This window comes from Proteus sp. G2609 (assembly GCF_963896135.1).
Classification (GTDB): domain Bacteria; phylum Pseudomonadota; class Gammaproteobacteria; order Enterobacterales; family Enterobacteriaceae; genus Proteus; species Proteus mirabilis.
This window is the reverse complement of sequence record NZ_CAWQNB010000039.1, coordinates 132100-158227: the sequence shown is the minus strand read 5'-3', so window position 1 is coordinate 158227 and position 26128 is coordinate 132100. Positions and strand designations below refer to the sequence as shown.

Genomic DNA, 26128 nt, shown 5'->3' with positions numbered 1-26128 from the left:
ATCGTTATGTAAACAGCGACTGAGGATTAAGATATTTATCATTATTTAAGTATAAATACCCATAGAGTGACATTATTAGCGTTGTCACCCTATTAAGGATAGATGAACAATCATCATGGAGTGTTAAATAACGAAAAAAATTGAGAGAAAATGAATAATAAATATAAACATTTTTTTCTAGTGCTATCTTGATAATACAGGTAGTATGTCAAAAATTATTTCTTTTGTTATTTTTGAGTTATTAGGTTGTGGTTATGTAATACGCATTAAGGCACTGAAGATAAATAGTGCAAATACAGATAAATATACTCACTGAATTTTAATATAAATTTAGTAGGGTTCCTGTTACTTAATGAGTATAACACAATGAATAATCAATCAAAAAAATATGACAGAACATATCACTATCCTTTTTCACCAGGCACAACAAGCGATGATCGTATTAATGCCAATTGGTGGCAAGATATCTGCAAAATAAAGCATCTTATTCATACTGAAAAATTAGATGGTGAAAATAATTGCTTAAATCGAATGGGGGTTTTTGCTCGCTCTCATGCGACTCCGACACAATCTGCATGGACAGTACAACTACGCCAGCGTTGGCAATCCATCAAAAATGATTTAGGTAATTTAGATATTTTTGGTGAAAATCTTTATGCCATTCATTCTATTGAATACCAACACTTGGAAGAGTATTTCTATGTTTTTGCCATACGTTGTCAGGATAAATGGCTAAGTTGGGAAGAAGTGCAATTTTATGCCACTTTATTTGATTTACCCACCGTACCGGAAATCTCGCTACCAAAATCGGAAAATAAAATAGAGTTTGAAAAGAATATTGTTTTACACGCACAAAAGCATAGCTCTTTTCAATCACGAGATGTGTTAACCAAGAAACCAAGTGCGATGGAAGGCATTGTCACACGAGATGCTCAAGCATTTTCATTAGATGAATTTTCACATCGGGTGTTTAAATATGTGAGAAAAGATCATGTTAAAACAGATGTGCATTGGAAACGTAATTGGAAAAGAGCGCCACTGATTTGGGAAAAAACACAGGAGTCTCATGATGCTTCATAAAAAATTACATAGCGAAATGTCATGGGAACAACTTGGTGAGTACTATGATGAAATTAGTGATATGTCCGGTGTTAGACAAGATCCGATCCACCATGCTGAAGGTGATGTAGCTATTCATACACAGCAGGTGATCCACGCTATAAAATCACTCCCTGAATACCAAGAGCTGTCAGAAAGAGAGCAACAAATTCTATGGATTGCAGCACTTTTACATGATGTAGAAAAACGTTCAACTACCCGTGAAGAGAATGGGCGAATTATTTCGCCAGGCCATGCTCGTAAAGGAGAATTAACGACAAGACGTTTTTTATATGAAAAAGTGCCGGTTAGCTTTATTGATAGAGAACAGATTGCGGCATTAGTACGCTATCACGGATTACCTTTATGGTTAATGGATAAACCCGATCCTAAAAAAGCCTTATTAGCGGCTTCGTTAAGAGTAGATTGCTATTTATTGGCATTGCTGGCTAAGGCGGATGTTCTGGGACGAAGCTGTGAAGATAAGCCCGCTTTATTGGATAAAATAGCGTTATTTACACTTTACTGTGAAGAATTAAATTGTTGGAGAACACCCGCACGATTTATTTCTGATGGCGCTCGATTTCACTATTTTCATAGTGAAAATAATGTCGATCCTCACTATGAACCTTATCCTGAGCAAGGAAGTGAAGTTATTGTGCTTTGTGGGCTACCGGGAATGGGCAAAGATAGTTATATTCGCCAATATTGTGCAGATATGCCTGTGGTAAGTTTAGATGCATTACGTCAGCAGCATAATATAAAACCAGATGATCGTGATGCGAATGGATGGATTGCACAACTTGCCAAAGAGCAAGCGAGAATATATTTAAGAGAGCATAAGCCTTTTGTTTGGAATGCAACAAATATTACTAAACAAATGCGTAATCAACTTATTGCTCTGTTTTATCGTTATCAAGCTAAAGTGACATTGGTATATATTGAAGTCCCTTATTTGCAATGGAAAAAACAAAACAGCGCAAGAAAGGAAGCGGTTCCCGATAAAGTGATGGAAAGAATGTTGAGCAAACTGGAAGTCCCAACACCAGAAGAAGCGCTTAACGTGATTTATTGGGTTGATGGGGAAGCTCAAAATTTGATTTAAGGCTAGTTATATTAAGATCATACAACTAAGAAAAGGGCTATTTTACTTACCATAAAATAGCCCTTAATTATTTATAACAGGTGAAACAACGTATTATGATTACTTCTTAACGTGATGAATAATATCAAAATAAACAGTATTATCCCCTTCAGTTGGGTAAATACGATAGGTATACTCATCATTATTGATGGTGATATTTTCTACATCACGAGTAAATAGTGTTTTTCCTTGTGCATCTTTGGCAACTAATGTACGCGTTTTTCCATCATTAGACATTGACCAATCCCCTTGCATTTTTTGTTTACCTTCAGGGGTAAACATAATAAAAGTGCCATTAGGATAATATTCTGCTAGGCCAAAATAATTACTGACTTGTGGATTATTAGCGTCAACTTTATTGCCTTTCTCGTCAATGGCTTGTGTGGTAACCCAAACTTTTTCTACCATGACTTTTTCATAATCATTGAGATCTTTTTGTGCTTGAGTTACGCCCTGAACTTGTTGTGTTGTGCTGGTGCTTTCAGCGGCAAAAAGAGAAGCACTAACACTTAATAATGAAATAGCAATAAGTGATTTTATTTTCATAGGTATATCCTTATGTCTTTACGTTGTGTATTTATCAGATTATTGGTGCTCAATTTATATTTATAATCTTAGACACTAAGTTTAAACATCGCTAGAAAATAAATGTGTCGGAATATGTCTGATAAATAGGTTGTTTTACAATCTATTTAGGTATTAGATATTTTAGAACACATTGTTGCTGATTTTATCTTCTTGAATTTTGTGATTTTTAGTTTTTATATCTAAGTTTTTATTTTTTATTGGAGTTATATTTTGTATCAGTGAGTTGCTGTTAGTGCTTTAGTATTCTCAGCTATTTACAAAATAAGCCAAAGATTGACGAGTAAAAAAATAAATCAATAAATAAAGCAAGATTTTTACTTACTTTGCCTACTTAAAATAGGTTATTTATACTTAGTTTGTTCAATGACTGTTGTTATTAATGTTATCTACCTCACAAAATGAGACAATAAAAACTGCTTCTATTTTAATCATTGTATCTGTATTTCTAATTATAAGTTGACATGATTAATTTACATTATCATTGGCTATACATTTTAATGGTAAGAAGAATTGTACTAATTTATGAACTATAAAAATGGAAGATTAATTTATTTTAAGCTTTGCTCGATTCACTAAAATAGTTGATTATTTAAACATAGTGATGATTATTTTTATTTTTGATTATTCTAATAACTCTAAATTATTATAAAATAAGGTTTTTATTTTTTATTGTTTTTTAAGTTAATTATTTAAGTTTTAAAAAGCAAATAATTAATATTAGATTGTTTTATAATCAATATAGTGTTTGTTATTTTATTATTTGATTTTATTTGTGTTTTAATGAGAGGGGAGATGGCTTCTATATATTAAGTAATCTTATTACTATCATTATTTATTTCTGCTTTTTTTTGTTTTTTATTTTTGTGTTTCTGCTTTTTTTTGCTTTTAATAAATAACATATGATTGTAATCACAATCCCATAACAACTAATAAATTAAAGTTGTTGCCATAGAGGTAACATTAAATGAAAGCAGAGCGTCATAAAAAAATTGTTAATCTGATCAAAGGTCATGGTGCAGTAAAAGTTTCTGTTTTAGCAAAAGAGCTTAGTGTTACCAAAGAAACCATACGATCAGATTTAAATACATTGGCTGAGAAAGGAATAATTAAAAGATGCCATGGTGGGGCCTTTATTGAATTTGAAACATTAGACAAAGTTGCCAAAAAAGAAATCATACAATTTTTAGAATGTAATGATCAAATTGATAAAATTAATTTAGCGGGGCAGCCGGCAGTAAATAAAGTATGTGTATTAGGTTCATTTAATGTTGATATGATTAGTTATTTGCCCAGACTGCCAGAAACCGGGGAATCTTTATTGGCGAATAAATTTATCTTCTCACCAGGAGGTAAAGGATGTAATCAAGCATTAGCGGCAAGTTATGCTGATGCACAGGTGCATTTTATCACCAAAATCGGTACTGATCAGTTTAGTGATTATGCAGTAAATTTTATATCATCATCAAGAATAAAAACATCAACGATATATCAAACTGAAAATCATCAAACTGGAACAGCATCAATCTTTGTGTCAGAAGAGAGTGGTGAAAATATTATTTCTATTTATTCAGGGGCTAATATGGATATTTCTTCTGATGAGGTAAAAATACAAAAAGATAAAATTATAGATGCCGATATAATTTTATTGCAATTAGAAACTAATATTGAAGCATTAAAGGAAATTATTTCAATCGGAAATGAAAATAATATTCCTATTATTTTAAATCCTGCACCTTACAATAAAGTTATTGATAAGCTATTGCCAATGTTAGATATATTAACACCTAATGAAACAGAAGCCAGCTTATTATCAGGTATTGAAGTTGTTGATTTAGTATCTGCTAAAAATGCAGCCAATGCTATTTATCAAAAAGGTGTTAATAAAGTTGTCATTACTTTAGGTAGTAAAGGTTCATTAGCTTATGACGGTTATAAATATATTTACTCACCAGCTTATCCTGCGGTGGTAAAAAATACAGCGGGCGCTGGTGATGCTTTTAATGGTGCACTAGCAGCCTCACTAGCAAAAGGAAAGCAGTTTTCTTACGCGTTACGCTATGCATCAGCTTTTGCATCACTAGCTGTTGAGACGAGTAATGCTTCAGAAATGCCTGAAGATATTAATGTCATGCATCGCATCAATCAAACAACATATTCACAGATTGTCACTCAATCCCCTGAATAAATAATCTTTTTGAAAGAGGAAAAAAAATGAAAATCTTATTTATTGGTGAGTCATGGCACATTCATATGATCCACTCAAAAGGCTACGACAGTTTCACTTCTAGTAAATATGAGGAAGGTGCTACTTTTTTATTAAATTGTTTAAGGGAAAAAGGGGTAGCAGTTGATTATATGCCTGCACATACCGTTCAGGTTGCATTTCCTCAGACTGATGAAGAATTAGCAAAATATGATGTCATCGTGATCAGTGATATTGGTGCTAATACTTTCCTCTTGCAAAACGATACTTTCTACAACATGAAAGTACTTCCAAATGCATTAGGGCTGATTAAACAGTTTGTTGCTAATGGTGGTGGCTTATTAATGATTGGCGGCTATCTATCATTTATGGGTATTGAAGCGAAAGCAAACTATAAAAATACCTTATTGGCACAAGTGTTACCTGTTGAAATGTTAGAGGGTGACGATCGGGTGGAAGCCCCAGAAGGAGTATTCGCAACTCCAGTTAATGCAGAGCATGCCACGATAAAAGGTTTTAGTGAATGGCCGATGTTCCTTGGTTATAACAAAGTGTTCGCTAAACATAACACTGAAACGGTTTTGAATATTGGCGAAGATCCACTACTGGTGTTTGGTCAATTTGAAAAAGGAAAAACAGCTTGTTTTATGAGTGACTGTTCACCGCATTGGGGGAGCAAAGAGTTTTTAGCATGGCCACATTATGCTGATATGTGGGTCAATATTCTAAAGCAAATCGCACGTTAGTTCTTAATAACAATAGCAGTAAGAAAAGTAAAAAAGCGCGGAGATACACTCTGCGCTAATAACAAAATAACCGATTACTTGAAAAATAAAAAAGAAATCACTCATAGTCAATAATCCAAAAGGAACATCTTATGAGTACAAAAAATTTATCAACACCCTTGCTGATGGTAGCAACTGTGTTAGCAGGGATGCTATCACCAATGCAGTCTGCGGTGAATGGGCAACTGGGACATGTATTAAAAGACGGTAATGCTAGTGCAGTTATCTCTTTTGCCAGTGGTTTAGTGGTCATGTTTTTTATCATTATGTCCAAAAAACAATATCGTCAGCAATTTGCTTCTATTCCGACATTAATTAAAACACGTAAAATTCCATTATGGAACTGGTTTGCTGGCCTCTGTGGCGCAATGGTGGTTTTTTCTGAAGGAGCATCAGCCAGTGCATTAGGAATAGCCACATTCCAAACAGCATTAATTTCAGCACTGTTATTATCTGGTTTATTATGTGACCGCTTTGGTATAGGTGTGGATGAGAAGAAATACTTCACCCCATATCGTGTATTAGGTGCCGTATTAGCTGTTGTTGCTACTCTTTTTGTCGTTTCTCCACAGTGGCATTCAACCTCTTTTATTTACTTAGCTATTCTACCTTTTTTAGCGGGTTTATTAGCGGGATGGCAACCAGCAGGTAATTCAAAAGTGGCTGAAGCAACAGGTTCGATGATGGTTTCTATTACTTGGAACTTTATTGTTGGATTTACTGTTTTAACGATTGCGTTAGTAGTACGTATGGCGTTAGGGCATATAACACTGGAGCTTCCTGCTACATGGTGGATGTATTTAGGTGGGCCTTTAGGGTTAATGTCTATTGCATTAATGGCTATTTTAGTACGAGGCTTAGGGTTACTGATGTTAGGTGTTGCATCAACTGCGGGCCAATTACTGGGTTCGGTATTAATTGACCTATTATTACCTTCGTTAGGAAATACTGTTTATTTAGTCACAATCATCGGTACGTTATTTGCCTTAGTCGGCGCCATTGTTACTACCATTCCTGAGTTTAAAGCGACTAAATCAGTAAAAAGAGCAGGGGCATAATCATGAAAGGCTATATTCAAACGGTAACGGGTCCGGTTAAAAAAGCGGATATGGGGCTGACACTACCTCACGAACATTTATTTAATGATTTATCTGGCGTTGTTGATGAACCTTTTTATGAATTCTCACACGTTTTAGTAGATAAAAAAGTCAGTGCAGATATTCAGTGGGGACTAAAATACGATCCATATTGTTGTTGCGATAATATGGATAAAAAACCTATTGAAGACGTTATTTTTGAATTAAATAATTTTAAAGAGCTTGGGGGCAAAACGATTGTTGATGCTACAGGTTCATCGTCAATTGGTCGTGATATTAGAAAATTAAAACAAGTTGCAGAATTAACGGGGATTAATGTTGTTGCTTCTTCCGGCCTTTATATTGAGAAATTTGAAGGAAAACGCCTAGCTGATGATATTGATGCGATGGCAAAAATGATCGATGATGAATTAAATATCGGCATTGACGGCACAGATATTCGTGCTGGTATGATTGGCGAAATTGGTGTATCTCCTTTCTTTACAGATGGTGAAAAAAATAGTTTACGTGCCGCTGCACTGGCTCAAAATAATAACCCTTATGCCTCAATGAATATTCATATGCCAGGTTGGCAACGCCGTGGTGATGAAGTATTAGATATTCTTTTAACAGAAATGGGGTGTGATCCAGCCAAAATATCGTTAGCCCATTCAGATCCTTCTGGTAAAGATATCGATTATCAATGCAAAATGCTTGATCGAGGTGTTTGGCTTGAATTTGACATGATAGGTCTTGATATTTCTTTCCCTAAAGAAGGCGCCGCACCCAGTGTGATGGATACGGTTGAAGCTGTCGCAACCTTAATAGAAAGAGGTTATGGTAACCAAATTGTATTAAGTCATGATGTGTTTTTAAAACAGATGTGGGCAAAAAATGGCGGAAATGGTTGGGGGTTTGTGCCTAACGTTTTTCTTTCATTATTAGCACAGCGTGGCATTGATAAGGCGATAATAGATAAGCTGTGTATTGATAATCCAGCTAATTTATTAGCATGAATTAATTATAACTATAAATACCCCTTAAATACATTTTGCGACACGTAAGCCCGTGTCGCTTTTTTAGTTGTTATTCTCGTGTTAGCGTAAATGATAGTTTTCGATATAACGTAATGAGTGTGTGGAGCCATTAATCACTAACGAGTGTGTACGCAAATAATCGCTTTGTTCAGTGACACCGGATAATAGGTCACCGGCAGTAATTGCGGTTGCTGCAAACATAACATCCTGATGGCGCACCAATATTTCAAGTGGCAATGTAATATTAACATCAGTTCCCATGTTATGGCATCGAGAGATTTCTTGTGCTGCAATTTCTCTATTTGTTGCATTATTACCTTTAGCAATATCGCGGGTAATAAGGCGTGCTTGCATATCACCACCTAAAGCTTTAGCAATAGCGGCACTAATTACACCTTCTGGCGCACCACCAATCCCGTACATAACATCAATAGGATTATTAGGCATTGTGGCATATAAAGAAGCAAGCACATCGCCATCCGGCAAAGTGATGACATTAATACCTCTATTACGCAAATCAATGATAATATCGTGATGGCGCGGTTTATCTAAAATCGCGAGTGTTAACTGGCTTAATGATTTATTTAATGTTTGTGCAATAGCATCAAGGTTATATTCAAGGCAATGGTTAAGGTCGATCACACCTGCTGCTTTTTTACCGACAACCAGTTTTTCCATGTACATATCGGGTGCTTGTAAAAAACTACCTTCAAAACCTGCGGCTAAAATAGCCAAAGAATTATTTTCACCGGTAGCGACCATGCGAGTTCCATCGATAGGATCAACGGCAATTTCTATTTTTTCACCTTGGCCGTTGCCTACTGGTTCGCCAATATAGAGCATAGGTGCTTCATCAATTTCACCTTCACCAATAACAATTTGGCCATTGATATTAAGGCTATTAAGGCGCTCTCGCATGGCGGCAACTGCAGCAGCATCTGCCGCATTTTTATCTTGTTTACCTACCCATGGCATAGCCGCAATAGCAGCGGCTTCTGTGACTGATGCGATAGAATTAGTTAATTCATCATTTAATTTCATAGGGTTAATATACTTTGCAAGGTCTGTTATATTGAATAGTAGCCTTTGATGATACCCTTTTTTCAAATTTAAGTGTTAGGCTTAAATCAATTGTTTTCGCCTTCTTTTACGCTTAAAAACAAATAGAAAAAATAAAGGGTTATCGTATATTTGATAATACTATTATAACGATATTTTGTTATTAACTAGTGTTTTTTTGTTATAACTGGTTAATTAACAAAGATAATTAGAAATAATAGCACAGTCTGTATACTGAACGCATTTCTTCTATAATAGATAAATAAATGTCAATGATTAGCAAATGGATGGAAAATAATGAATGTAATCGATGCAGTAAAAAACCGTCGTGCAACAAAACAGTTTGATGCTGATTTCAAAATACCACAAGAAGAGAAAAAAGCCTTACTTGAAGATGCGTTACAATATACGCCAAGTGCATTTAATCTGCAGCATTGGCGTCTTTTGGTTGTTGATGATGTTAAGCAACGTCAAGCATTAAGAAAAGTGGGTTGGGATCAGCCTCAAATAACAGACTCTGCTATGCTGATTGTTTTATGTGCAGATCTCAATGTTTGGGAGAGTGAAGTTAAAACAATTTGGCAAGATGCTACCCCTGAAGTCAGAGATATTATGTGCAGTGCTGTTGATAGTTATTATCGTAATAAACCACAAGTACAACGGGATGAGATTATGCGTAGTGCGGGTTTGTTTGCTCAAACACTGATGTTATTAGCACAAGAGCGCGGTTTGGATTCTTGTCCTATGGATGGGTTTGATTTTGCAGAGGTAGCAAAAACGATTAACTTGCCTGAGCACTATGCTATCTGTTTAATGATTGCCATTGGTAAAGGTAAAGGAAAACCTTTTCCACGATTAGGTAAATTATCTTTTGATAAAGCGGTGACATTTGATCATTTTTAAAGTACTAAAGTGCTTCTTATATTTTATATAGGAAGTACTTTATTCCTATAATTAATTATTATTATATGTTATTAGCTTTATTTTATATTCTTTATAAATGTGTGTATAATTTAAATACATTATTAATTAATGCGATAAAAATAATAATTTCTTTATAATATCATTATTGCGTGAATAAAAAATAAAAATATGGAAATTCTAACGATATTATAATAGCATTTGTCATTATAAATTTTATTGCCTTGATTTATTTTTAATTTTATTAAATATTTTTAAGGATTGATATCGTTGATAAATACTCTAGTAATCAGTCAAGTTGAAATATTTAGTTTAGGTATAGAAAAATTACTTTGCCAGATTAAAAAAATTAATATTCGTAAGATTATGAATGATGAAAGTGAAGCTTTTCGTTATTGCAGACAATATTCTGTCAATCTTATTATTTTTTATTCTTTACCTACTGTCTCTTTAATAGATGTAATAAAAAGAATTAAACGTTTTTCTCCCATTATAAAAATAGTGGTTATTTCGCCTAAAATAGACTCAATACTTTCCGTCACATTGCTACAGTTAGGTATTGAAGGGTTTATCGTTATAGATTCCTCTGCTGCGAATGTGCTTCAGGCCATTCGACAAGTCTGTATTGGTCAACGTTATATTAGCCCAGAAATTGCTATGGATATTGCATTAACGAAAGTACAAGCAGACTTAAATCCGCTACATCATCTTTCTGAAAGAGAGTTACAGATAATGTCGATGATTATAAGAGGGAAAAAAATAGCACAAATTGCACAAGAGCTGAATATCAGTACTAAAACAGTAAATAGCTATCGTTATCGAATGTTTAGTAAACTTAAAATCTCAGGTGATGTAGAATTAACTCATATAGCAGTTCGTTATGGGTTAATCGAGATAGAGAGTTACTTACAAAGTGGAAAACATATTTGATGCTAAAGCATTTCTAAGTCGAGTAACGAGTCAACCGGGTGTGTATCGAATGTATGACGCCTCAGGCACCGTTATTTATGTTGGAAAAGCAAAAGATCTGAAAAAACGATTATCAAGCTACTTTCGTGCTCAGGTGAATAGTCGTAAAACAGAAGCATTAGTAAAATGTATTGCCAATATTGATGTTACCGTGACACATACGGAGACAGAAGCGCTACTTTTAGAGCATAGCTATATTCAGCGTTATCAGCCTCGTTATAATGTGTTACTACGAGATGATAAGTCCTATCCGTATATTTATTTAAGTGCAGACAAACACCCAAGATTGGCGAGTTATCGTGGTGCTAAACATGCTAAAGGGGAATACTTTGGCCCTTTCCCTAACTCTTTGGCGGTGAGAGAAACATTAGCTTTAATGCAAAAATTATTTCCTATTCGTCAATGTGAAGATAGTGTTTACCGCAATCGCTCACGCCCTTGTTTACAATATCAAATAGGCCGTTGTCTCGCCCCTTGTGTAAAAGGCTATGTCTCTGATGAAGAATATGCCCAGCAAGTCAATTATGTGCGTCTTTTTTTATCCGGCGATGACAGCCAAGTGATTGAAGGCTTAATTAAACGGATGGAAGAGGCAAGCCAAGCGTTACGCTTTGAAGAGGCTGCGCGTATTCGTGACCATATTCACGCGGTAAGACAAGTTACTGAAAAACAGTTTGTGGCTAATATTGGCGATGATCTCGATGTGATTAGCGTGGCATTTAATGGTGCTATTGCTTGTGTGTATGTGCTCTTTTTCCGTCAAGGTAAAGTGCTTGGTAGTCGTAGTTATTTTCCTAAAGTACCGGCAAATACATCATTAGACGAAGTGGTACAAACCTTTATTGGACAATTTTATTTACAAGGCAGTGCGATCCGCACTTTACCCACAGAAATTTTGCTCGATTTTAATCTTGAAGATAAAACGATTTTAGCGGAGTCAATTTCTTCGATAGCAGGACGTAAGATCCATATCCAAACCAAACCCCGTGGTGATAGAGCACGCTATTTAAAACTAGCACGAACTAATGCAGCTACGGCATTAGCTACTAAGCAAGTTGAACAATCAACCATTTCTCAACGTTATAACTCGTTAATGTCACTTTTAGAGATGAAAGAGATAAAACGAATGGAATGTTTTGATATTAGTCACACTATGGGAGAGCAAACTGTGGCTTCATGTGTCGTATTTGACATGAATGGCCCATTAAAATCGGAATACAGGCGCTATAATATTAGTGGGATCACTCCGGGGGATGATTATGCTGCGATGAATCAAGTATTGACTCGTCGTTATGGCAAGTCATTAGAAGAGAGTAAAATACCTGATATTATTTTTATCGATGGTGGTAAAGGGCAATTAGCACAAGCCATTGACGTATTTCAATCACTTGATGTCGATTGGGATAAATCACACCCTAAATTAATTGGTGTCGCGAAGGGGAGTGATCGTAAAGCGGGGTTAGAGACACTATTTTTTAAACCAGAAGGCGAAGGTGTGGCACTTCCTTCTGATTCACCCGCGTTACATTTGATCCAACATATTCGTGATGAGTCGCATCGTCACGCAATAACGGGGCATCGTCAGCGTCGTGCTAAGGTTAAAAACACCAGCTCTCTAGAATCGATTGAGGGGGTGGGACCAAAACGACGTCAAATGCTATTGAAGTATATGGGTGGTTTACAAGCTTTACGTGATGCAAGCGTTGAAGAAATTGCGAAAGTTCCCACAATTTCGACCGCGTTAGCAGAAAAAATTTTTAATGCGTTGAAACACTAAGTGTATTGATGCACCATATTAATAACTCTCACTTTTCTAGGTCGTGTAGAACGCTATGCAACTAAATATTCCAACTTGGCTAACTTTATTTCGTGTCGCTTTAATTCCATTCTTTGTTTTGGTGTTTTATTTACCATTTAAAGATGCTCCCCTTATTTGTGCCATTATTTTTATGGTAGCTGCCGCCACTGACTGGTTTGACGGTTTTTTAGCCCGCCGTTGGAAGCAAACCACTCGCTTTGGGGCTTTCCTTGATCCGGTTGCGGATAAGGTAATGGTTGCTACAGCATTAGTATTAATTACTGAACACTATCATGTATGGTGGATCACTTTACCGGCAGCGACCATGATCGCACGTGAAATTATCATCTCATCACTAAGAGAGTGGATGGCTGAATTAGGTAAACGTAATAGTGTGGCAGTTTCTTGGATCGGAAAAGTGAAGACTACCGCACAAATGGGTGCACTTGTTGTGCTATTATGGCGTCCGACTATTGAAGCTGAGTGGTTCGGATTTGTATTGTTATACATTGCGACGGTATTAACATTCTGGTCTATGTTCCAATATTTGAGTGCTGCATGGTCAGATTTGCGTGAAGCTTGATCGAAATGACTGAAAATTCACCGAACAGTCAAAAAGATGCAAATATAGTGTTGACTAGATTCAGGAAATCAGTAGAATGCAACGCATCGAAAGGCACAACGGTTTACAGAAATAAATAAGTAAATCAGCAAGTTCGGTAAAGCGGGAATAGCTCAGTTGGTAGAGCACAACCTTGCCAAGGTTGGGGTCGCGAGTTCGAGTCTCGTTTCCCGCTCCAATCTCTTAAGAGATTGAGCAGTTGAGGCGCGTTGGCAGAGTGGTCATGCAGCGGATTGCAAATCCGTGTACCTCGGTTCGATTCCGGGACGCGCCTCCATAAATGCCCAGGTGGTGAAATCGGTAGACACAAGGGATTTAAAATCCCTCGGCCTTTAGGCTGTGCGGGTTCAAGTCCCGCCCTGGGCACCACTCCTAATTGAGAGAGTGGTGTAAAAAGACCATAAATAATGGCATTGGGAAGTAGTTAATCGTCCTTACCAGTAAAAATTAGTTATAATTTTACGGACGCACCACAGAATTTAGCCCAGGTGGTGAAATCGGTAGACACAAGGGATTTAAAATCCCTCGGCCTTTAGGCTGTGCGGGTTCAAGTCCCGCCCTGGGCACCATATAAAATACGGACCTTAATTTAGGTCCGTTTTTTCTTCTAACCACAACGCTGGTGGTTGGTATAGGAAAAGTAGTTTTAGCGTAATAAATATTGTTATTAGCTACATAAAGTTAAAACAAAAAATGATTTAAGTTTATTTATTATGTACTTAACTAATAAATAAGTACCAAAAATAAATAAATACAATTTAGCCCAGGTGGTGAAATCGGTAGACACAAGGGATTTAAAATCCCTCGGCCTCTAGGCTGTGCGGGTTCAAGTCCCGCCCTGGGCACCATATAAAACTTTACTACTACTTTAGTAAGTTAAAAATACTAAGCCACCCAATAGGGTGGCTTTTTGCTTTCTAAACACCTCGCTTTCACTAAACCAAGTTATAACACACCTAGAATAATTTCATAAAATGACTATCATTTTACAAATCCGTGATGTTATATTATAACAAAATATCATGGGTGGTTTTGTTTATGTGGATAGTTAATTTTAAAAATTTCTCTTGGCGAGTAGTTTCGATATTGATGTCTTTCTTTTTATTGATGACTACACCAAAAGTTTTAGCACATCCTCATAGCTTTATTGATATGCAAACAACTTTTAATACACAAGATGATAAGTTAATTGGATTAACTTTTTCTTGGGTTATGGATCCGATGACCTCAATGGATATTCTGTACGATATATATAATGCGCAACCAGAAAGTGATATTTGGAAAAAACAGGCGGCGAGATTAATGAGCAATATATTGTCTCAGAACTATTTTTCCGAGTTTTATATGGATGGGAAAAAACAAAAGTTTCGTCGTATACCAAGCCATTACACTCTTATAAAAGAGAAGTTACAGGTGAAGTTTAGCTTTGATGTGCTATTTATCACCCCATTGCCATTCGCTAAACATCATTTTGAACTTTTAACTTATGATCCCACTTTTTATGTCAGCATGACCTATCGTGACAATACACAGATCATATTACCTTTAGAAATGATCGCTGATTGTAAACACAAACTGATTGAACCTTTTGCTGATGAAAGTTTAAAAGAATATGCACAATCATTAGATATCAATGGCTCTGCTGATAGTGATTTAAATTTAGGGCTCTCTTTTACACAACGAGTACAAGTATTATGCCAATAAATATAACGAAGGAAAGGGGACTACTAATTAGCTTACTCACAGTGATAGCCAGTTGTTTGTTATTGATTGCTTATTATTGGTCTGAACTAACTTATTTTAATGTTCAATGGCAAAAAGTTATCAATAGCTATCTTGCAGAATTAATGCAAGATATTAGCGAAAATAATTGGCAAGTAGGCTTTATATTAATAGGTGTTAGTTTTTTGTATGGGTTACTGCATGCTGTTGGCCCTGGGCATGGAAAAGTCATTATTAGTACTTATATTGCTACTCACCCGACCAAATTAAAACAAAGTGCGTGGTTAAGTGTCCTTGCTTCATTGCTACAAGGTACAGTTGCCATAGTTATCATTACTGTTATATTAATAATATTAAACCTATCAAGCTCTCATTTAAAAATAGCGAGTCATTACATTGAAAATAGTAGCTATTTATTAATTTCATTATCTGGCATTATTATTTTTATCCAGTCTATTCGTCGTTTATTGTCAGACTATAAAAAGCGTGCTTTTTATATTAAACAGGCAACACCTATCATCAAGCGATCTAGATATCTCTATAAACATAAAAGCAATCAAACCATCTCACAAACATCATGTTGTGGTCATAAACATGTGGTGACTTCCAATGAATTACAAGGGAATTGGTCGGCACAATTGTTGGTACTATTCGCTATTGGTAGCCGCCCTTGCTCTGGCGCATTGTTAGTATTGTTATTTTCATATGCATTAAATATCTATCTTTGGGGAATAGCAGCTGTCATTGCAATGGCAATAGGAACGGCTTTAACCATTACTGCAATTGCATTAACAGTTTATTATATGCGAAATGTTGCTTATCGGTTTTCGGTAAAAAATACTAATTTATCTTTTAGGTATATGGCGGAGTTACTACGTCTATTAGCAGGAATATTGTTTATATTTTTAGGTATACTTATGTTTAATAGTGCAATAACGTTACATAGAGAAGATATAATGCCGTTATTTCGCTAATAGTTACAGGTTAATGACATGGCAATGTAAGAAAACGCAGACTTTCCTTAATAGAACGCCTGCGTTTCAAATATTAGTTATTTTGCATATTGGTATTATTTTTTTCTAACCATTTTTGCATTTGTTCAATTTCAGGGCCTTGTGCATCAATAATAGCTTGTGCTAATTTGCGCATTTCAGGATCAGTACCATACTTTAGCTCGATTTTTGCCATATCAATTGCTCCCAAATGGTGAGCGATCATTCCCTGCGCAAATGCAACATCTGCATTATCACTATTCATTCCTTTTGCCATATTTTCATGCATTTTATTCATTGAATCCATGAGCTCTTGGTTCATAGGAGAGTTACTCTGTGCCACATTAGTACTCATATTCATATGTGAATTATTGGCTATTGCACCAAAAGAGAGTGAACCCATTAAAACGATGGCGATAGGTAAAACTTTTTTCATCAGTGTTCCCTTTATATTGTATGAATTATTCTTATTCTAAAGATCCCCCTTAGGGGAAGGTCAAGGTTACAACTAAAAGTTTAGAATACTTTACTTTTAATGACGTTTCATCTTATAAAGTATTATCAATATGCTTGAATAAATAATCGTTATAATGGCTATAATGAAAACCAGATATACTTGCGATAAATCTTATTTTTAACGTATATCCAAATAATAATTAAAATCAGAATTTAAGTATAATAACTTAACAATATTTAAATTATAATAATAAATTATTTCTTATGCCAATAGGGCTACCTGTCTGCGTAATAAAATGTAAAAATTAAAAAGAATTGTAATCAATATTGAATATGAATGACTTTAATTATATACAGATATAAAGGTGATTAGTGATGCGGGGGCTTTCATGAAACAAATAATTATTATTGCAGGAGGAATTATATCATTGACTATTATGATTGCTATTTTTGTTGCAATCCTAGTTGTTTCTGTATTTAAAGAAGATACCGTTGCTGCTTGGAATAATAGCCGTAATGTTATTGAAAACTCCTCAACACAAATCAACGATATGTTTTCTTTTGTCAAAGGTAAGCGTGATGATGTCATGGCACGTTATCAATCATTAGAAAACAGTGAAACTTGTAATCAACTCGTGTCTAAATTAGACAGTGTTGAAAAAGCACTAGCGGAAGGTAGTTTGTTACTTCCTCGGTCATCAATTGAGCAAATTTTTTCTATTAAAAATAGCCTTAATGATAGCTCATCTCCAGCCCAAAGCTTTGCCTGTGAGCAAGCTATTCAATTTATAGACAGAATTAATCCATAAGTATTAAGCTACTGTATAGTTATTCTCTTTATTTTTATAATATAGACTCTCTATTATTAGACTAACTGCAACAATAAGCCCGTGAAGATCTATTTATAATAGCATGAAATGGTTATCATTTTTTATTAATAAAAATGTGATTCAGTAACGCTATTTTTCCTTGCCGATCTCCCTTTTGCGATCCAAATAAAATGTTAACGTTAAAAAGAAGCCAATGTAGGGATTTAATTTAGCGTTATGCCTATGCTAACATAATAGGCTGATTCGTTTTAGTCAGATGTTTTTCTATTCATTAGTTTGTTTTTATCTTTACTTATCGCTTTATAAAACACACTTTATTATCTATTCTATTTAGATGTTATAAAATATAACGATGGGTATTTGCGCTTCTTTTTATGAAATTCACTGGCAGTAGTACATAAGTATCTTTTATCTATTTATAAAATTCACTGAAAAGTATTTAAACAATTATGAATATCACCACACCCAATAGCGTTAATGAAGTAAGCCGTAAAACGGCGTGGATCAGGGTAATTATTCTATCATTTGCTGCTTTCGTATTTAATACGACAGAGTTTGTACCTGTTGCATTGTTAAGTAATATTTCTGAAAGTTTTGCCATGGTGCCGGCTCAAACAGGGTTGATGATCACTATTTATGCTTGGGTTGTTGCCCTAATGTCTTTGCCATTAATGATAATGACCAGCAAAGTAGAGCGACGTAAGCTACTGATTATTTTGTTTATTGTATTTATTCTAAGCCATGTCTTATCTGGCGTGGCATGGGATTTTAATTCGCTAATTGTAGGGCGGATTGGAGTCGCTTTTGCTCATGCTGTTTTTTGGTCGATTACTGCCTCATTAGCAATAAGAATGGCACCCCATGGTAAAAAAGCACAAGCATTAAGTTTATTAGCAACCGGTGTTGCACTAGCTACCGTGCTGGGTTTACCTCTGGGAAGGGTGGTTGGACAATGGTTAGGATGGCGAGCTACCTTTTTGGGTATAGGTGTACTGGCGCTGATAACCATGCTTGCTTTAATGCGCTATTTACCTTTATTACCCAGTGAACATTCCGGCTCGTTAAAAAGTGTCCCAATATTGCTAAAACGAGCACCATTAGTGGGTATTTTCTTACTAACGGTGATCGCAGTGACCGCTCATTTTACTGCTTATAGTTATATTGAGCCTTTTGTTATTGATATTGCAAAATTAGATGAAAATTTTGCCACTATTGTATTACTGATTTTTGGCGGTGCAGGAATTTTGGGGAGTGTGTTATTTAGTCGCTATAGTACCAAAATGCCAACCTCATTCTTATTCTTTGCACTTATTCTCTTAACCGTATGCTTAAGTACGCTGATGATAAGTAGCCAACATACACTCACATTTATTGCCTTAATCATCTTTTGGGGGATAGGCTTTATGTGTATTGCGTTAGGATTGCAGGTTAAAGTGATTGACTTAGCACCTGATGCAACAGATATCGCCATGTCGATCTACTCAGGTATCTTTAATATCGGTATTGGGGCAGGGGCTTTGTTAGGTAATCAAGTAATATTGCACGCGGGAATGCCAAATATCGGCTATGCAGGAACAGCCTTAAGTATTATTGCACTAGCGTGGTGTGGCTTTATTTTTACCCGTTATCGTGTTGCGATGGGAGGCAAACCTCGCGAAAAAAACCGGCTCCATTAAACAAAACCTATAAATAGCATTTTAAGGCATCTATTGCGCTGAATAGATGCCTTTTTTGTTGTTCTAAAATAGATATCACAGAAATATCTTGTGATAGAATTCACAAAATTGAATTTGGATCTTAGTAGGGCGAAGAAATGAATGGATTAACTTACCTAATATTAGCCATTATATCTGAAGTTATTGCAACAACGGTGTTAAAAGCATCCGATGGCTTTAGTCGATTATATCCATCTATTGTCGTCGTGGTGGGGTATTGTTTTTCTTTTTGGGCGCTATCTCAGGTTGTGAAAGTCATGCCACTGGGTATTGCATATGCAATTTGGAGCGGATTAGGTATTGTTTTAGTTTCTGTTGCGGCTGTTTTTGTCTATCAACAAAAACTCGATTTACCCGCCATCGTCGGTATGACATTAATTATTGCCGGCGTCTTAGTGATTAACTTACTTTCCAATAGCACCTCACACTAATCAGAAATAACAGAGATATTTAGGTGTTTTTATAATGCAAAGAAAAATGAAAACAACGTGTTTTTTGTTGATGTTGACCAGCTTTGCGTTTCTTACTGGTTGTAGTCAATCTAAACAAACACAAAATACCACCGCTCAAGTGATTAATAGCAATAAAACGATAGCGACCACACCTTCTATTCCTTTAGAGGAACCAGCAAAAGAGACCTGTATATTTTCTGGTGGAGTGCCTGCGTTAACTTATGAATTACACGGCGGTCAAACACCCGTTTGTCAATTTGCTAATGGTAAACGTTGTAGTGAACAAGCGTTGATTGATGGTGCCTGTATTCCAGGTTAATACGCTTGGGGAATATGCATAAATAAATGATAATTAGAAAAATAGGCGCTTAATGTCTGATTAAGCGCCTATTTTTGTGATGATAATAATTTATCTGCGTTCTATCTTTCTATAGCTAACAGTAGCGTATGTTAGTCTTTTTTGGAAAAAGAAGAGGTGACTTGGCTGATTAATACTAATAAACCAACAATAAAATAAGCAGAAAAGATAATTAACATCCATTGTGGCATTTCTAATGACAAGAACCGCCATTGGCTAACAGAACAATCCCCCGATGCTTGGAATACGGCAGGGAACCAATCTTGCAATGCAAACCAAGAAGGCAAGGTAACAAAGAAATCACAAGTTGCAAAAGGTGATGGATTAAGAATAAGTTGCGTATGTTCCCAAGCCAGTTCAATACCGCGGTATGAGGCATAAAGCCATAAAAAACTACCCGCCATGCGCATTAGTGTCAGTTTTGGCGAAGAAAAACCAATTAATGCGGCAACTAAGATCCCTAATACAGCAATGCGCTGATAAACACACATCACACAAGGCATTAATTCCATTCCGTACTGAAAATACAATGCCGCACCTTCAAGACCAATTGCCGTTAATGCCAGCAGTAACCATGAAAAACGACTTTGTGACCAGTGACGAAGAGCACTCAACATAACAATGTCCATGATAATATTGAAATAAGTTGTTATTCTGCCTAAAAACTAGACTAAAAAAAAGGTAAAATCTCTTATTTCACAAATATTTACATTAATAGGTGTTTTTATGAAAAAATAGGGCTTTTAAACATTAAAAGCCCTAAAAAATACTCATTTCATGATGGTTTTTTATGGAATAGCGATTAAGCCAATTTCATATAACCAATGTGTCATAGGCACGAGCCAGAATTCTACAGCCAGTAATCCTAATAGTGTCATAACGATGGTATAAGGAAGTGCCATCATCACCATACGTCCATAAGATAAGCGGATCAGCGGGGATAATGCAGAAGTTAATAAGAATAAGAAAGCCGCTTGTCCGTTTGGCGTTGCCACTGACGGTAAGTTAGTCCCTGTATTAATTGCGACACCAATATGTTCATATTGAGATTGGCTAATTAATCCTTCTTGCAATGCGCTTAATGCTTCACTGATATAGACTGTACCCACAAATACATTATCTGAAATGGCAGAAAGTAGGCCATTAAAGAGATAAAAGAGTGACAGTTGTGAAGATTCTGATGCCTGTAGAACAAATTGAATAATAGGACCAAATAGCTGTTGATCAATAATCACGGCAACAACGGAGAAGAATACTGTAAGTAATGCGGTGAAAGGCAGTGCTTCTTCAAAAGCTTTACCTAAAGCGTGCTCTTCAGTGATACCACAGAAAGTGGTGGCTAAGATAATAACAGAAAGACCAATAATACCGACCTCAGCAAGGTGTAAGGCCAGTGCAATAATTAACCAAATACCAATTAATGCTTGGATTAATAACTGGGCTTTTTCTTGTTGAGTTCGTTTTTCACTGTTCTTTTTATCGTAATCAGTGAGAACTTTACGCACTAATTCAGGTAGCTCGGCACCATAACCAAACAGCTTAAAGCGCTCAACCAAATAACATACTGCAAGTCCAGCAAAGAAAACGGGAATAGTAACGGGTGACATCCTGATAAAGAAGGTGACAAAATCCCATTCTAGGTGTTTTGCAATGATCAAGTTTTGTGGCTCACCAACCATCGTCATCACACCACCTAATGCTGTACCAACACCGGCATGCATCATTAAGCTACGTAAGAAAGCACGGAATTGTTCTAAGGTCTGTTTTTTCTCTGTGCTATCAATAAAGCCATCATTGCTTAACTCTGCATCAGCTTGGTTAGAGGCAAAGTTATGGTAGATGGAATAGAAGCCTAAAGAAACACTGATCACCACGGCAATCACGGTTAAAGCATCTAAAAAAGCAGATAAAAAGGCACTAGCAAAACAGAATGCTAATGATAATAAGCGTTTAGATCGAATAGAGAGGAGTAATTTTGTAAAAGCAAATAGAAGTAATTGCTTCATAAAATAAATACCCGCAACCATAAAGACCAGTAATAAAATGACTTCAAGGTTGTTGGCTATTTCATGACCTATTTGTTTCGGCGTTGTCATACCAATAATGACGGCCTCAATAGCAAGTAATCCCCCTGGTTGTAGCGGATAACATTTTAATGCCATGGCTAAAGTGAAGATAAACTCAACAACGAGTAGCCAGCCAGCAATGAAAGGGTCAACAAAGAAAAAAATCAGTGGGTTGATGATTAAAAAAGTAATAATAGCAAGCTTATACCAATCAGGGGAGTTCCCCATGAAATTTTTCAGTAATGCTTGTCTTATACTCATATCCATTATGTTTTTTATCCTCCGAATAGAGATTTTAGGCGCCTAAAATGCGCAATCTAGTCATAATACGCTCTAATCGCTGTGAAATTAAGCGTATTCGTAAATAATAAATTGATAAAACAGTGTCATGTTTTATGATGCCATTCACTATTTAGCGATGGTTGAGCTATATCAAAATTAAGCATTCTGATATTATCTTTTCTATTATTAGCAGAAAAAACGCTTCGGAAGAAATAAAAATATGGTTATTAAGGCTCAAAGCCCCGCAGGTTTTGCGGAAGAGTACATTGTTGAAAGTATTTGGAACAACCGTTTTCCACCAGGTTCTATTCTGCCCGCAGAACGTGAGCTTTCCGAATTAATTGGTGTGACAAGAACGACATTGAGAGAGGTTTTACAACGTTTAGCTCGTGATGGTTGGTTAACTATCCAGCATGGAAAACCAACTAAAGTGAATAACTTTTGGGAAACGTCAGGTCTTAATATTCTTGAAACTGTCGCGCGTCTTGATCATGATCGCGTGCCACAATTAATCGATAATTTATTAGCCGTAAGAACGAATATCTCAGCAATTTTTATTCGCACGGCATTTAAAAATAATCCAGAAAAATCCCTAGAAGTACTGACTCATCAACTAACGACTGAAAATAGTGCTGATGAGTTTAGTGAGTTGGACTATAACATTTTCCGTGGTTTGGCATTTGCCAGCGGTAATCCTATTTATGGATTGATCTTAAACGGACTTAAGGGATTATATACCCGTGTAGGGCGTTATTATTTCTCTAATGTTCAGGCGAAAGAGTTGGCGCTATCATTTTATAAAAAATTGGCGTTACTATGTGAGCAAAAAGATACTGAGCACGTTATGGATTGCGTTCGCCAATACGGAAAAGAGAGTGGCATTATTTGGCATGAGCTTCAATCGCCACTACCTAGTGACTTAGAAGAAGTAAAACGTTAATTCATCGCGTTTATCCTGTCTTAACATCAGCATTGGATCTTATTGATCCAGTGCTGATTTTTTATTATCCAGAAAATGGTAGTAATAGAAATATGATGACTATTATTGGAGAAGTGAAAGAATAGCGGGCTAAAAACAGCAAGCCTAGTTTAACCAGCCATTTTTAGGTGATACTTTAATTTGGCTATTTTTAGTAAAAAAAATTTGAAACATATCTCATCTTAATATTATGTTCTGATAATGATAAGTTTTTTGGTTTTTCATAAAAATCGCATGATGGGTTTTTATTGGCTTATTTAATTTATATTTGAATAATATATTTATGTATTATTTTTATAAAAAGCGATAAATACTCTATCAATTTGATTTTTAAATAGAATTAATAATTGCTCTGCAAAACTAACACTGTTATTACTAATTAAATGTGATTTGACTCTAAAATTTGCTTTTTTGTGGTGCTAGATGATTATTCTGTGCTGGCTTTTTGTGTATGGAATATTATTCTTATGTTATATTAATGTAAATTATTTGGAGTCTAGCCATGAAAGTGATCATCTTAGGTGGCGGCGTTATTGGTGTAACAAGTGCGTGGTACTTAGTACAACAAGGGCATGAAGTCATTGTTGTCGATAGGCAAAGTAGTGCGGCAGAAGAGACGAGTGCAGGTAATGCAGGGCAAATATCTCCGGGTTATGCAACACCTTGGGGTGCCCCGGGTATTCCATTAAAAGCAGTAAAATGGATGTTTCAAAAACATGCACCTTTAGCGATCCGACCTGATGGCTCACTGTTCCAATTACGCTGGATGTGGCAAATGCTACGTAATTGTGATGCTTCTCATTATGCGATGAATAAGAGTCGTATGGTGCGTATTGCTGAGTATAGTCGTGATTGTATCCGTCAATTACGCCAAGATACCGGTATTGAATACGAAGGACGCCAAGGGGGAACGTTACAGCTATTTCGTGATCAAAAACAATTTGATAATGCCGCTAATGATATCGCTGTATTAAAGCAAGAAGGTGTGGCTTATGAACTGCTAACAGCCGAGCAACTAAAATCAGCAGAACCCGCTTTAGAGCATGTGAGTCATAAACTTACCGGAGGATTACGTCTTCCTAATGATGAAACGGGTGATTGCCAAATCTTTACTAAGAAACTGGCTAAAATGGCTGAAGAGGCCGGGGTTACCTTCTTATTTAATAAAGAAATAAAACACCTACTTTTTGATGGTGATAAAGTCACCGGTGTACAATGCCATGATGGTTTATTAACCGCAGATCACTATGTTGTCGCCATGGGATCGTACTCGACTGAATTTTTGAAAAACAAAATCACAATTCCGGTTTATCCTTTAAAAGGCTATTCATTAACCATGCCTATTATTGATGCAAGCAGAGCACCAACATCCACTATTTTAGATGAAACATATAAGATTGCGGTGACTCGCTTTGATAATCGCATTCGTGTGGGCGGTATGGCGGAAGTGGTAGGTTTTAATTTGAATATTTTAAAATCACGTTGTGAAACGCTCAAAATGGTTGTTCAAGATCTCTATGAGGGTGGTGGTGATATCGGTAAAGCCACATTCTGGACAGGCTTAAGGCCAATGACGCCAGATGGTACACCGATAGTTGGGCCAACCGCATATCGTAATTTATCCCTAAATACGGGGCATGGTACATTAGGATGGACGATGGCATGTGGCTCAGGACAGCTGTTAGCTGATTTAATATCAGGTAATAAAACGGCAATTGCTGCAGATGATCTCTCCGTGTTCCGTTATATCGATGGATTTAATACTAAATTGCTCCGTCCAGGGCAAAAACTTGACGCTGTTTATTAATTAAGGAGAGACGATGTCCAGACCTGCCAAAATTAGCATAAATTTAGATGCGCTGAGTCATAATCTTTCGGTGATCAAATCGAAAGCGCAGGGAAGTAAAGTATGGTCAGTGGTTAAAGCTGATGCTTATGGACATGGTCTTTCTTGTGTTTGGCCTGCATTAAGTCATACCGATGGTTTTGCCTTAATTGAATTAGATAAAGCAATTATGCTAAGAGAGCAAGGATGGGTAGGCCCCATTCTTTTGCTTGAAGGTTTTTTCAAACCAGATGATGTGTATTTATTAGAGCGTTATTCATTAACGACGGTTGTGCATGCTGATTGGCAATTTGAAGCCATTGAGCAAGCGCAATTAGAGCGGCCTATCAATATTTATCTGAAACTCAATAGTGGCATGAATCGGTTAGGTTACCGACCAGAAAACTATCAGCAAGCTATACAAAGAGCAAAACGCATAACTAATATTGGCTCTATTGTACAAATGTCCCATTTTGCTAATGCTGATTCAGGGCTGAATATGGCGACACAAAAACAGATTATTGATAGCTCAATGGTGAATGATTTACCGCGCTGTTTAGCCAATTCTGCGGCTATTTTATTTGAACCACAAACCCATCATTCATGGGTTCGTCCCGGTATTATTTTATATGGTGTATCCCCCTCAGGGGTGTGGCAAGATATTGCTGATTTTGATTTGCAACCTGTGATGACCTTTAACAGTGAAGTATTAGCTATTCAGTCAGTAAAAAAAGGTGAACAAATTGGTTATGGTAGCCGATATACCGCACAACGTGATATGAGAATTGCTGTTGTCGCTTGTGGTTATGCTGATGGTTATCCAAGGCATGCCCCAGATGGTACACCCGTTATCGTTAAAGGACATAAAACACAATTAGTTGGGCGTATTTCAATGGATATGCTTACTATTGATGTAACCGATTTGCCGGATGTTGAACATGGAAGCCCTGTTGAGCTATGGGGAAATCAATTACCGGTTGATGAAGTTGCACTGGCTTGTGGCACTATTGGTTATGAATTACTGTGCGCTATTGCACCGCGAGTGGCGGTTGAGGTGACGATAAATGTAGCAAACTCTACTTTTTCTGATCTAAATGAAAGTTGTTAATAATCACTAAACTAGAATAAGCTTAAACTTATTTTGATTTGGT

General features: G+C 36.2%; 24 protein-coding genes and 5 tRNA genes. 24 read left to right on the top strand and 5 right to left on the bottom strand.

Translation table 11 applies throughout. The features are described from left to right. The first annotated feature begins 366 nt into the window (after positions 1–366). Together AACV01_RS12960 and AACV01_RS12955 are read left to right on the top strand one after the other, a co-directional pair. The gene (locus AACV01_RS12960) at positions 367–1080 is read left to right on the top strand and encodes an RNA ligase family protein (protein ID WP_004248257.1); all 714 of its coding nucleotides are present in this window, start codon (positions 367–369) and stop codon (positions 1078–1080) included. Continuing rightward, positions 1067–2203, top strand: coding sequence for an AAA family ATPase (locus AACV01_RS12955; protein WP_036918470.1), 1137 nt, complete (start codon positions 1067–1069; stop codon positions 2201–2203). Before AACV01_RS12960 ends, AACV01_RS12955 begins: the two co-directional genes overlap by 14 nt. Positions 2204–2302: 99 nt before the next feature. Here AACV01_RS12955 and AACV01_RS12950 read toward each other — a convergent pair whose 3' ends face one another. Continuing rightward, entirely contained in the window at positions 2303–2788 is a 486-nt protein-coding gene (locus AACV01_RS12950; protein ID WP_004243298.1) for a DUF4822 domain-containing protein, read from the bottom strand. A gap of 1006 nt (positions 2789–3794) precedes the next feature. Between AACV01_RS12950 and AACV01_RS12945 the strand changes: the two genes are divergently transcribed. The 4 genes from AACV01_RS12945 (at position 3795) to AACV01_RS12930 (ending at position 7910) form a co-directional block, all read left to right on the top strand. Continuing rightward, positions 3795–5015 (top strand): PfkB family carbohydrate kinase, encoded by a 1221-nt coding sequence (locus tag AACV01_RS12945; protein WP_004243297.1) that lies wholly within the window; start codon positions 3795–3797, stop codon positions 5013–5015. Positions 5016–5041: 26 nt separating this feature from the next. Then, positions 5042–5779 (top strand): glutamine amidotransferase, encoded by a 738-nt coding sequence (locus tag AACV01_RS12940; RefSeq protein ID WP_004243294.1) that lies wholly within the window; start codon positions 5042–5044, stop codon positions 5777–5779. A 131-nt stretch (positions 5780–5910) separates the two neighbouring features. Then, positions 5911–6876, top strand: coding sequence for a DMT family transporter (locus tag AACV01_RS12935; RefSeq protein ID WP_004243293.1), 966 nt, complete (start codon positions 5911–5913; stop codon positions 6874–6876). Between the two features lie 2 nt (positions 6877–6878). After that, positions 6879–7910: a methylphosphonate esterase gene (locus AACV01_RS12930; RefSeq protein ID WP_004250910.1), complete on the top strand. Its 1032-nt coding sequence runs from the start codon at positions 6879–6881 to the stop codon at positions 7908–7910. A gap of 81 nt (positions 7911–7991) precedes the next feature. Here AACV01_RS12930 and glpX read toward each other — a convergent pair whose 3' ends face one another. Further along, the gene (glpX, locus tag AACV01_RS12925) at positions 7992–8972 is read right to left on the bottom strand and encodes a class II fructose-bisphosphatase (RefSeq protein WP_004248255.1); all 981 of its coding nucleotides are present in this window, start codon (positions 8970–8972) and stop codon (positions 7992–7994) included. 315 nt (positions 8973–9287) lie between these two features. Here glpX and AACV01_RS12920 point away from each other — a divergent pair, with 315 nt between their 5' ends. The 11 genes from AACV01_RS12920 (at position 9288) to AACV01_RS12870 (ending at position 15996) form a co-directional block, all read left to right on the top strand. Continuing rightward, positions 9288–9893 (top strand): nitroreductase family protein, encoded by a 606-nt coding sequence (locus AACV01_RS12920; protein ID WP_046334958.1) that lies wholly within the window; start codon positions 9288–9290, stop codon positions 9891–9893. Between the two features lie 384 nt (positions 9894–10277). Beyond that, positions 10278–10841, top strand: coding sequence for a LuxR C-terminal-related transcriptional regulator (locus AACV01_RS12915; protein ID WP_109024023.1), 564 nt, complete (start codon positions 10278–10280; stop codon positions 10839–10841). Beyond that, positions 10825–12657 (top strand): excinuclease ABC subunit UvrC, encoded by a 1833-nt coding sequence (uvrC, locus tag AACV01_RS12910; RefSeq protein WP_161683025.1) that lies wholly within the window; start codon positions 10825–10827, stop codon positions 12655–12657. Before AACV01_RS12915 ends, uvrC begins: the two co-directional genes overlap by 17 nt. 55 nt (positions 12658–12712) lie before the next feature. Further along, on the top strand, positions 12713–13261 hold the full coding sequence (pgsA, locus tag AACV01_RS12905; RefSeq protein ID WP_004243285.1) for a CDP-diacylglycerol--glycerol-3-phosphate 3-phosphatidyltransferase: 549 nt from the start codon (positions 12713–12715) through the stop codon (positions 13259–13261). 141 nt (positions 13262–13402) lie between these two features. Further along, positions 13403–13478: transfer RNA gene (locus AACV01_RS12900), tRNA-Gly, on the top strand. Between the two features lie 25 nt (positions 13479–13503). Then, positions 13504–13577 (top strand) — tRNA-Cys (locus AACV01_RS12895). A gap of 5 nt (positions 13578–13582) precedes the next feature. Beyond that, positions 13583–13669 (top strand) — tRNA-Leu (locus AACV01_RS12890). Between the two features lie 113 nt (positions 13670–13782). Continuing rightward, positions 13783–13869, top strand: a tRNA-Leu gene (locus AACV01_RS12885). Positions 13870–14061: 192 nt separating this feature from the next. Beyond that, positions 14062–14148: transfer RNA gene (locus AACV01_RS12880), tRNA-Leu, on the top strand. Positions 14149–14338: 190 nt separating this feature from the next. Further along, positions 14339–15004: a DUF1007 family protein gene (locus AACV01_RS12875; RefSeq protein ID WP_004248252.1), complete on the top strand. Its 666-nt coding sequence runs from the start codon at positions 14339–14341 to the stop codon at positions 15002–15004. Then, positions 14995–15996: a nickel/cobalt transporter gene (locus AACV01_RS12870; RefSeq protein ID WP_161683023.1), complete on the top strand. Its 1002-nt coding sequence runs from the start codon at positions 14995–14997 to the stop codon at positions 15994–15996. Before AACV01_RS12875 ends, AACV01_RS12870 begins: the two co-directional genes overlap by 10 nt. 73 nt (positions 15997–16069) lie before the next feature. Here the strand turns inward: AACV01_RS12870 and copM are convergent, their stop codons facing one another. Beyond that, on the bottom strand, positions 16070–16450 hold the full coding sequence (copM, locus tag AACV01_RS12865) for a CopM family metallochaperone (protein ID WP_020945778.1): 381 nt from the start codon (positions 16448–16450) through the stop codon (positions 16070–16072). A 409-nt stretch (positions 16451–16859) separates the two neighbouring features. Between copM and AACV01_RS12860 the strand changes: the two genes are divergently transcribed. The 4 genes from AACV01_RS12860 to AACV01_RS12845 all read left to right on the top strand — a co-directional run bounded on the left by AACV01_RS12860 (position 16860) and on the right by AACV01_RS12845 (position 19786). Continuing rightward, positions 16860–17279 (top strand): hypothetical protein, encoded by a 420-nt coding sequence (locus tag AACV01_RS12860; protein WP_202611877.1) that lies wholly within the window; start codon positions 16860–16862, stop codon positions 17277–17279. A gap of 470 nt (positions 17280–17749) precedes the next feature. Continuing rightward, the gene (locus tag AACV01_RS12855) at positions 17750–18976 is read left to right on the top strand and encodes a sugar transporter (RefSeq protein WP_087726508.1); all 1227 of its coding nucleotides are present in this window, start codon (positions 17750–17752) and stop codon (positions 18974–18976) included. Positions 18977–19113: 137 nt separating this feature from the next. Further along, a complete protein-coding gene (locus AACV01_RS12850; RefSeq protein WP_004243278.1) occupies positions 19114–19446 on the top strand; it encodes an SMR family transporter in 333 nt (110 codons plus the stop codon). A gap of 34 nt (positions 19447–19480) precedes the next feature. Beyond that, positions 19481–19786, top strand: coding sequence for a putative hemolysin (locus AACV01_RS12845; protein WP_161683019.1), 306 nt, complete (start codon positions 19481–19483; stop codon positions 19784–19786). A 131-nt stretch (positions 19787–19917) separates the two neighbouring features. Here AACV01_RS12845 and dsbB read toward each other — a convergent pair whose 3' ends face one another. Together dsbB and nhaB are read right to left on the bottom strand one after the other, a co-directional pair. Beyond that, a complete protein-coding gene (gene dsbB, locus AACV01_RS12840; RefSeq protein ID WP_004248244.1) occupies positions 19918–20442 on the bottom strand; it encodes a disulfide bond formation protein DsbB in 525 nt (174 codons plus the stop codon). A 171-nt stretch (positions 20443–20613) separates the two neighbouring features. Continuing rightward, positions 20614–22158 (bottom strand): sodium/proton antiporter NhaB, encoded by a 1545-nt coding sequence (gene nhaB / locus AACV01_RS12835; RefSeq protein WP_020945776.1) that lies wholly within the window; start codon positions 22156–22158, stop codon positions 20614–20616. Positions 22159–22393: 235 nt separating this feature from the next. On the opposite strand from nhaB, the gene fadR reads away from it, so the two are divergent. From fadR to alr, 3 genes are all read left to right on the top strand, one after another. Then, positions 22394–23113, top strand: coding sequence for a fatty acid metabolism transcriptional regulator FadR (gene fadR / locus AACV01_RS12830; protein WP_004243274.1), 720 nt, complete (start codon positions 22394–22396; stop codon positions 23111–23113). 541 nt (positions 23114–23654) lie between these two features. Further along, positions 23655–24959 carry a D-amino acid dehydrogenase gene (locus tag AACV01_RS12825; RefSeq protein ID WP_020945774.1) on the top strand — a complete coding sequence of 435 codons (1305 nt, stop codon included), beginning with the start codon at positions 23655–23657 and terminating at the stop codon, positions 24957–24959. A gap of 13 nt (positions 24960–24972) precedes the next feature. After that, a complete protein-coding gene (gene alr / locus AACV01_RS12820) occupies positions 24973–26085 on the top strand; it encodes an alanine racemase (protein ID WP_020945773.1) in 1113 nt (370 codons plus the stop codon). Positions 26086–26128 lie beyond the last annotated feature (43 nt).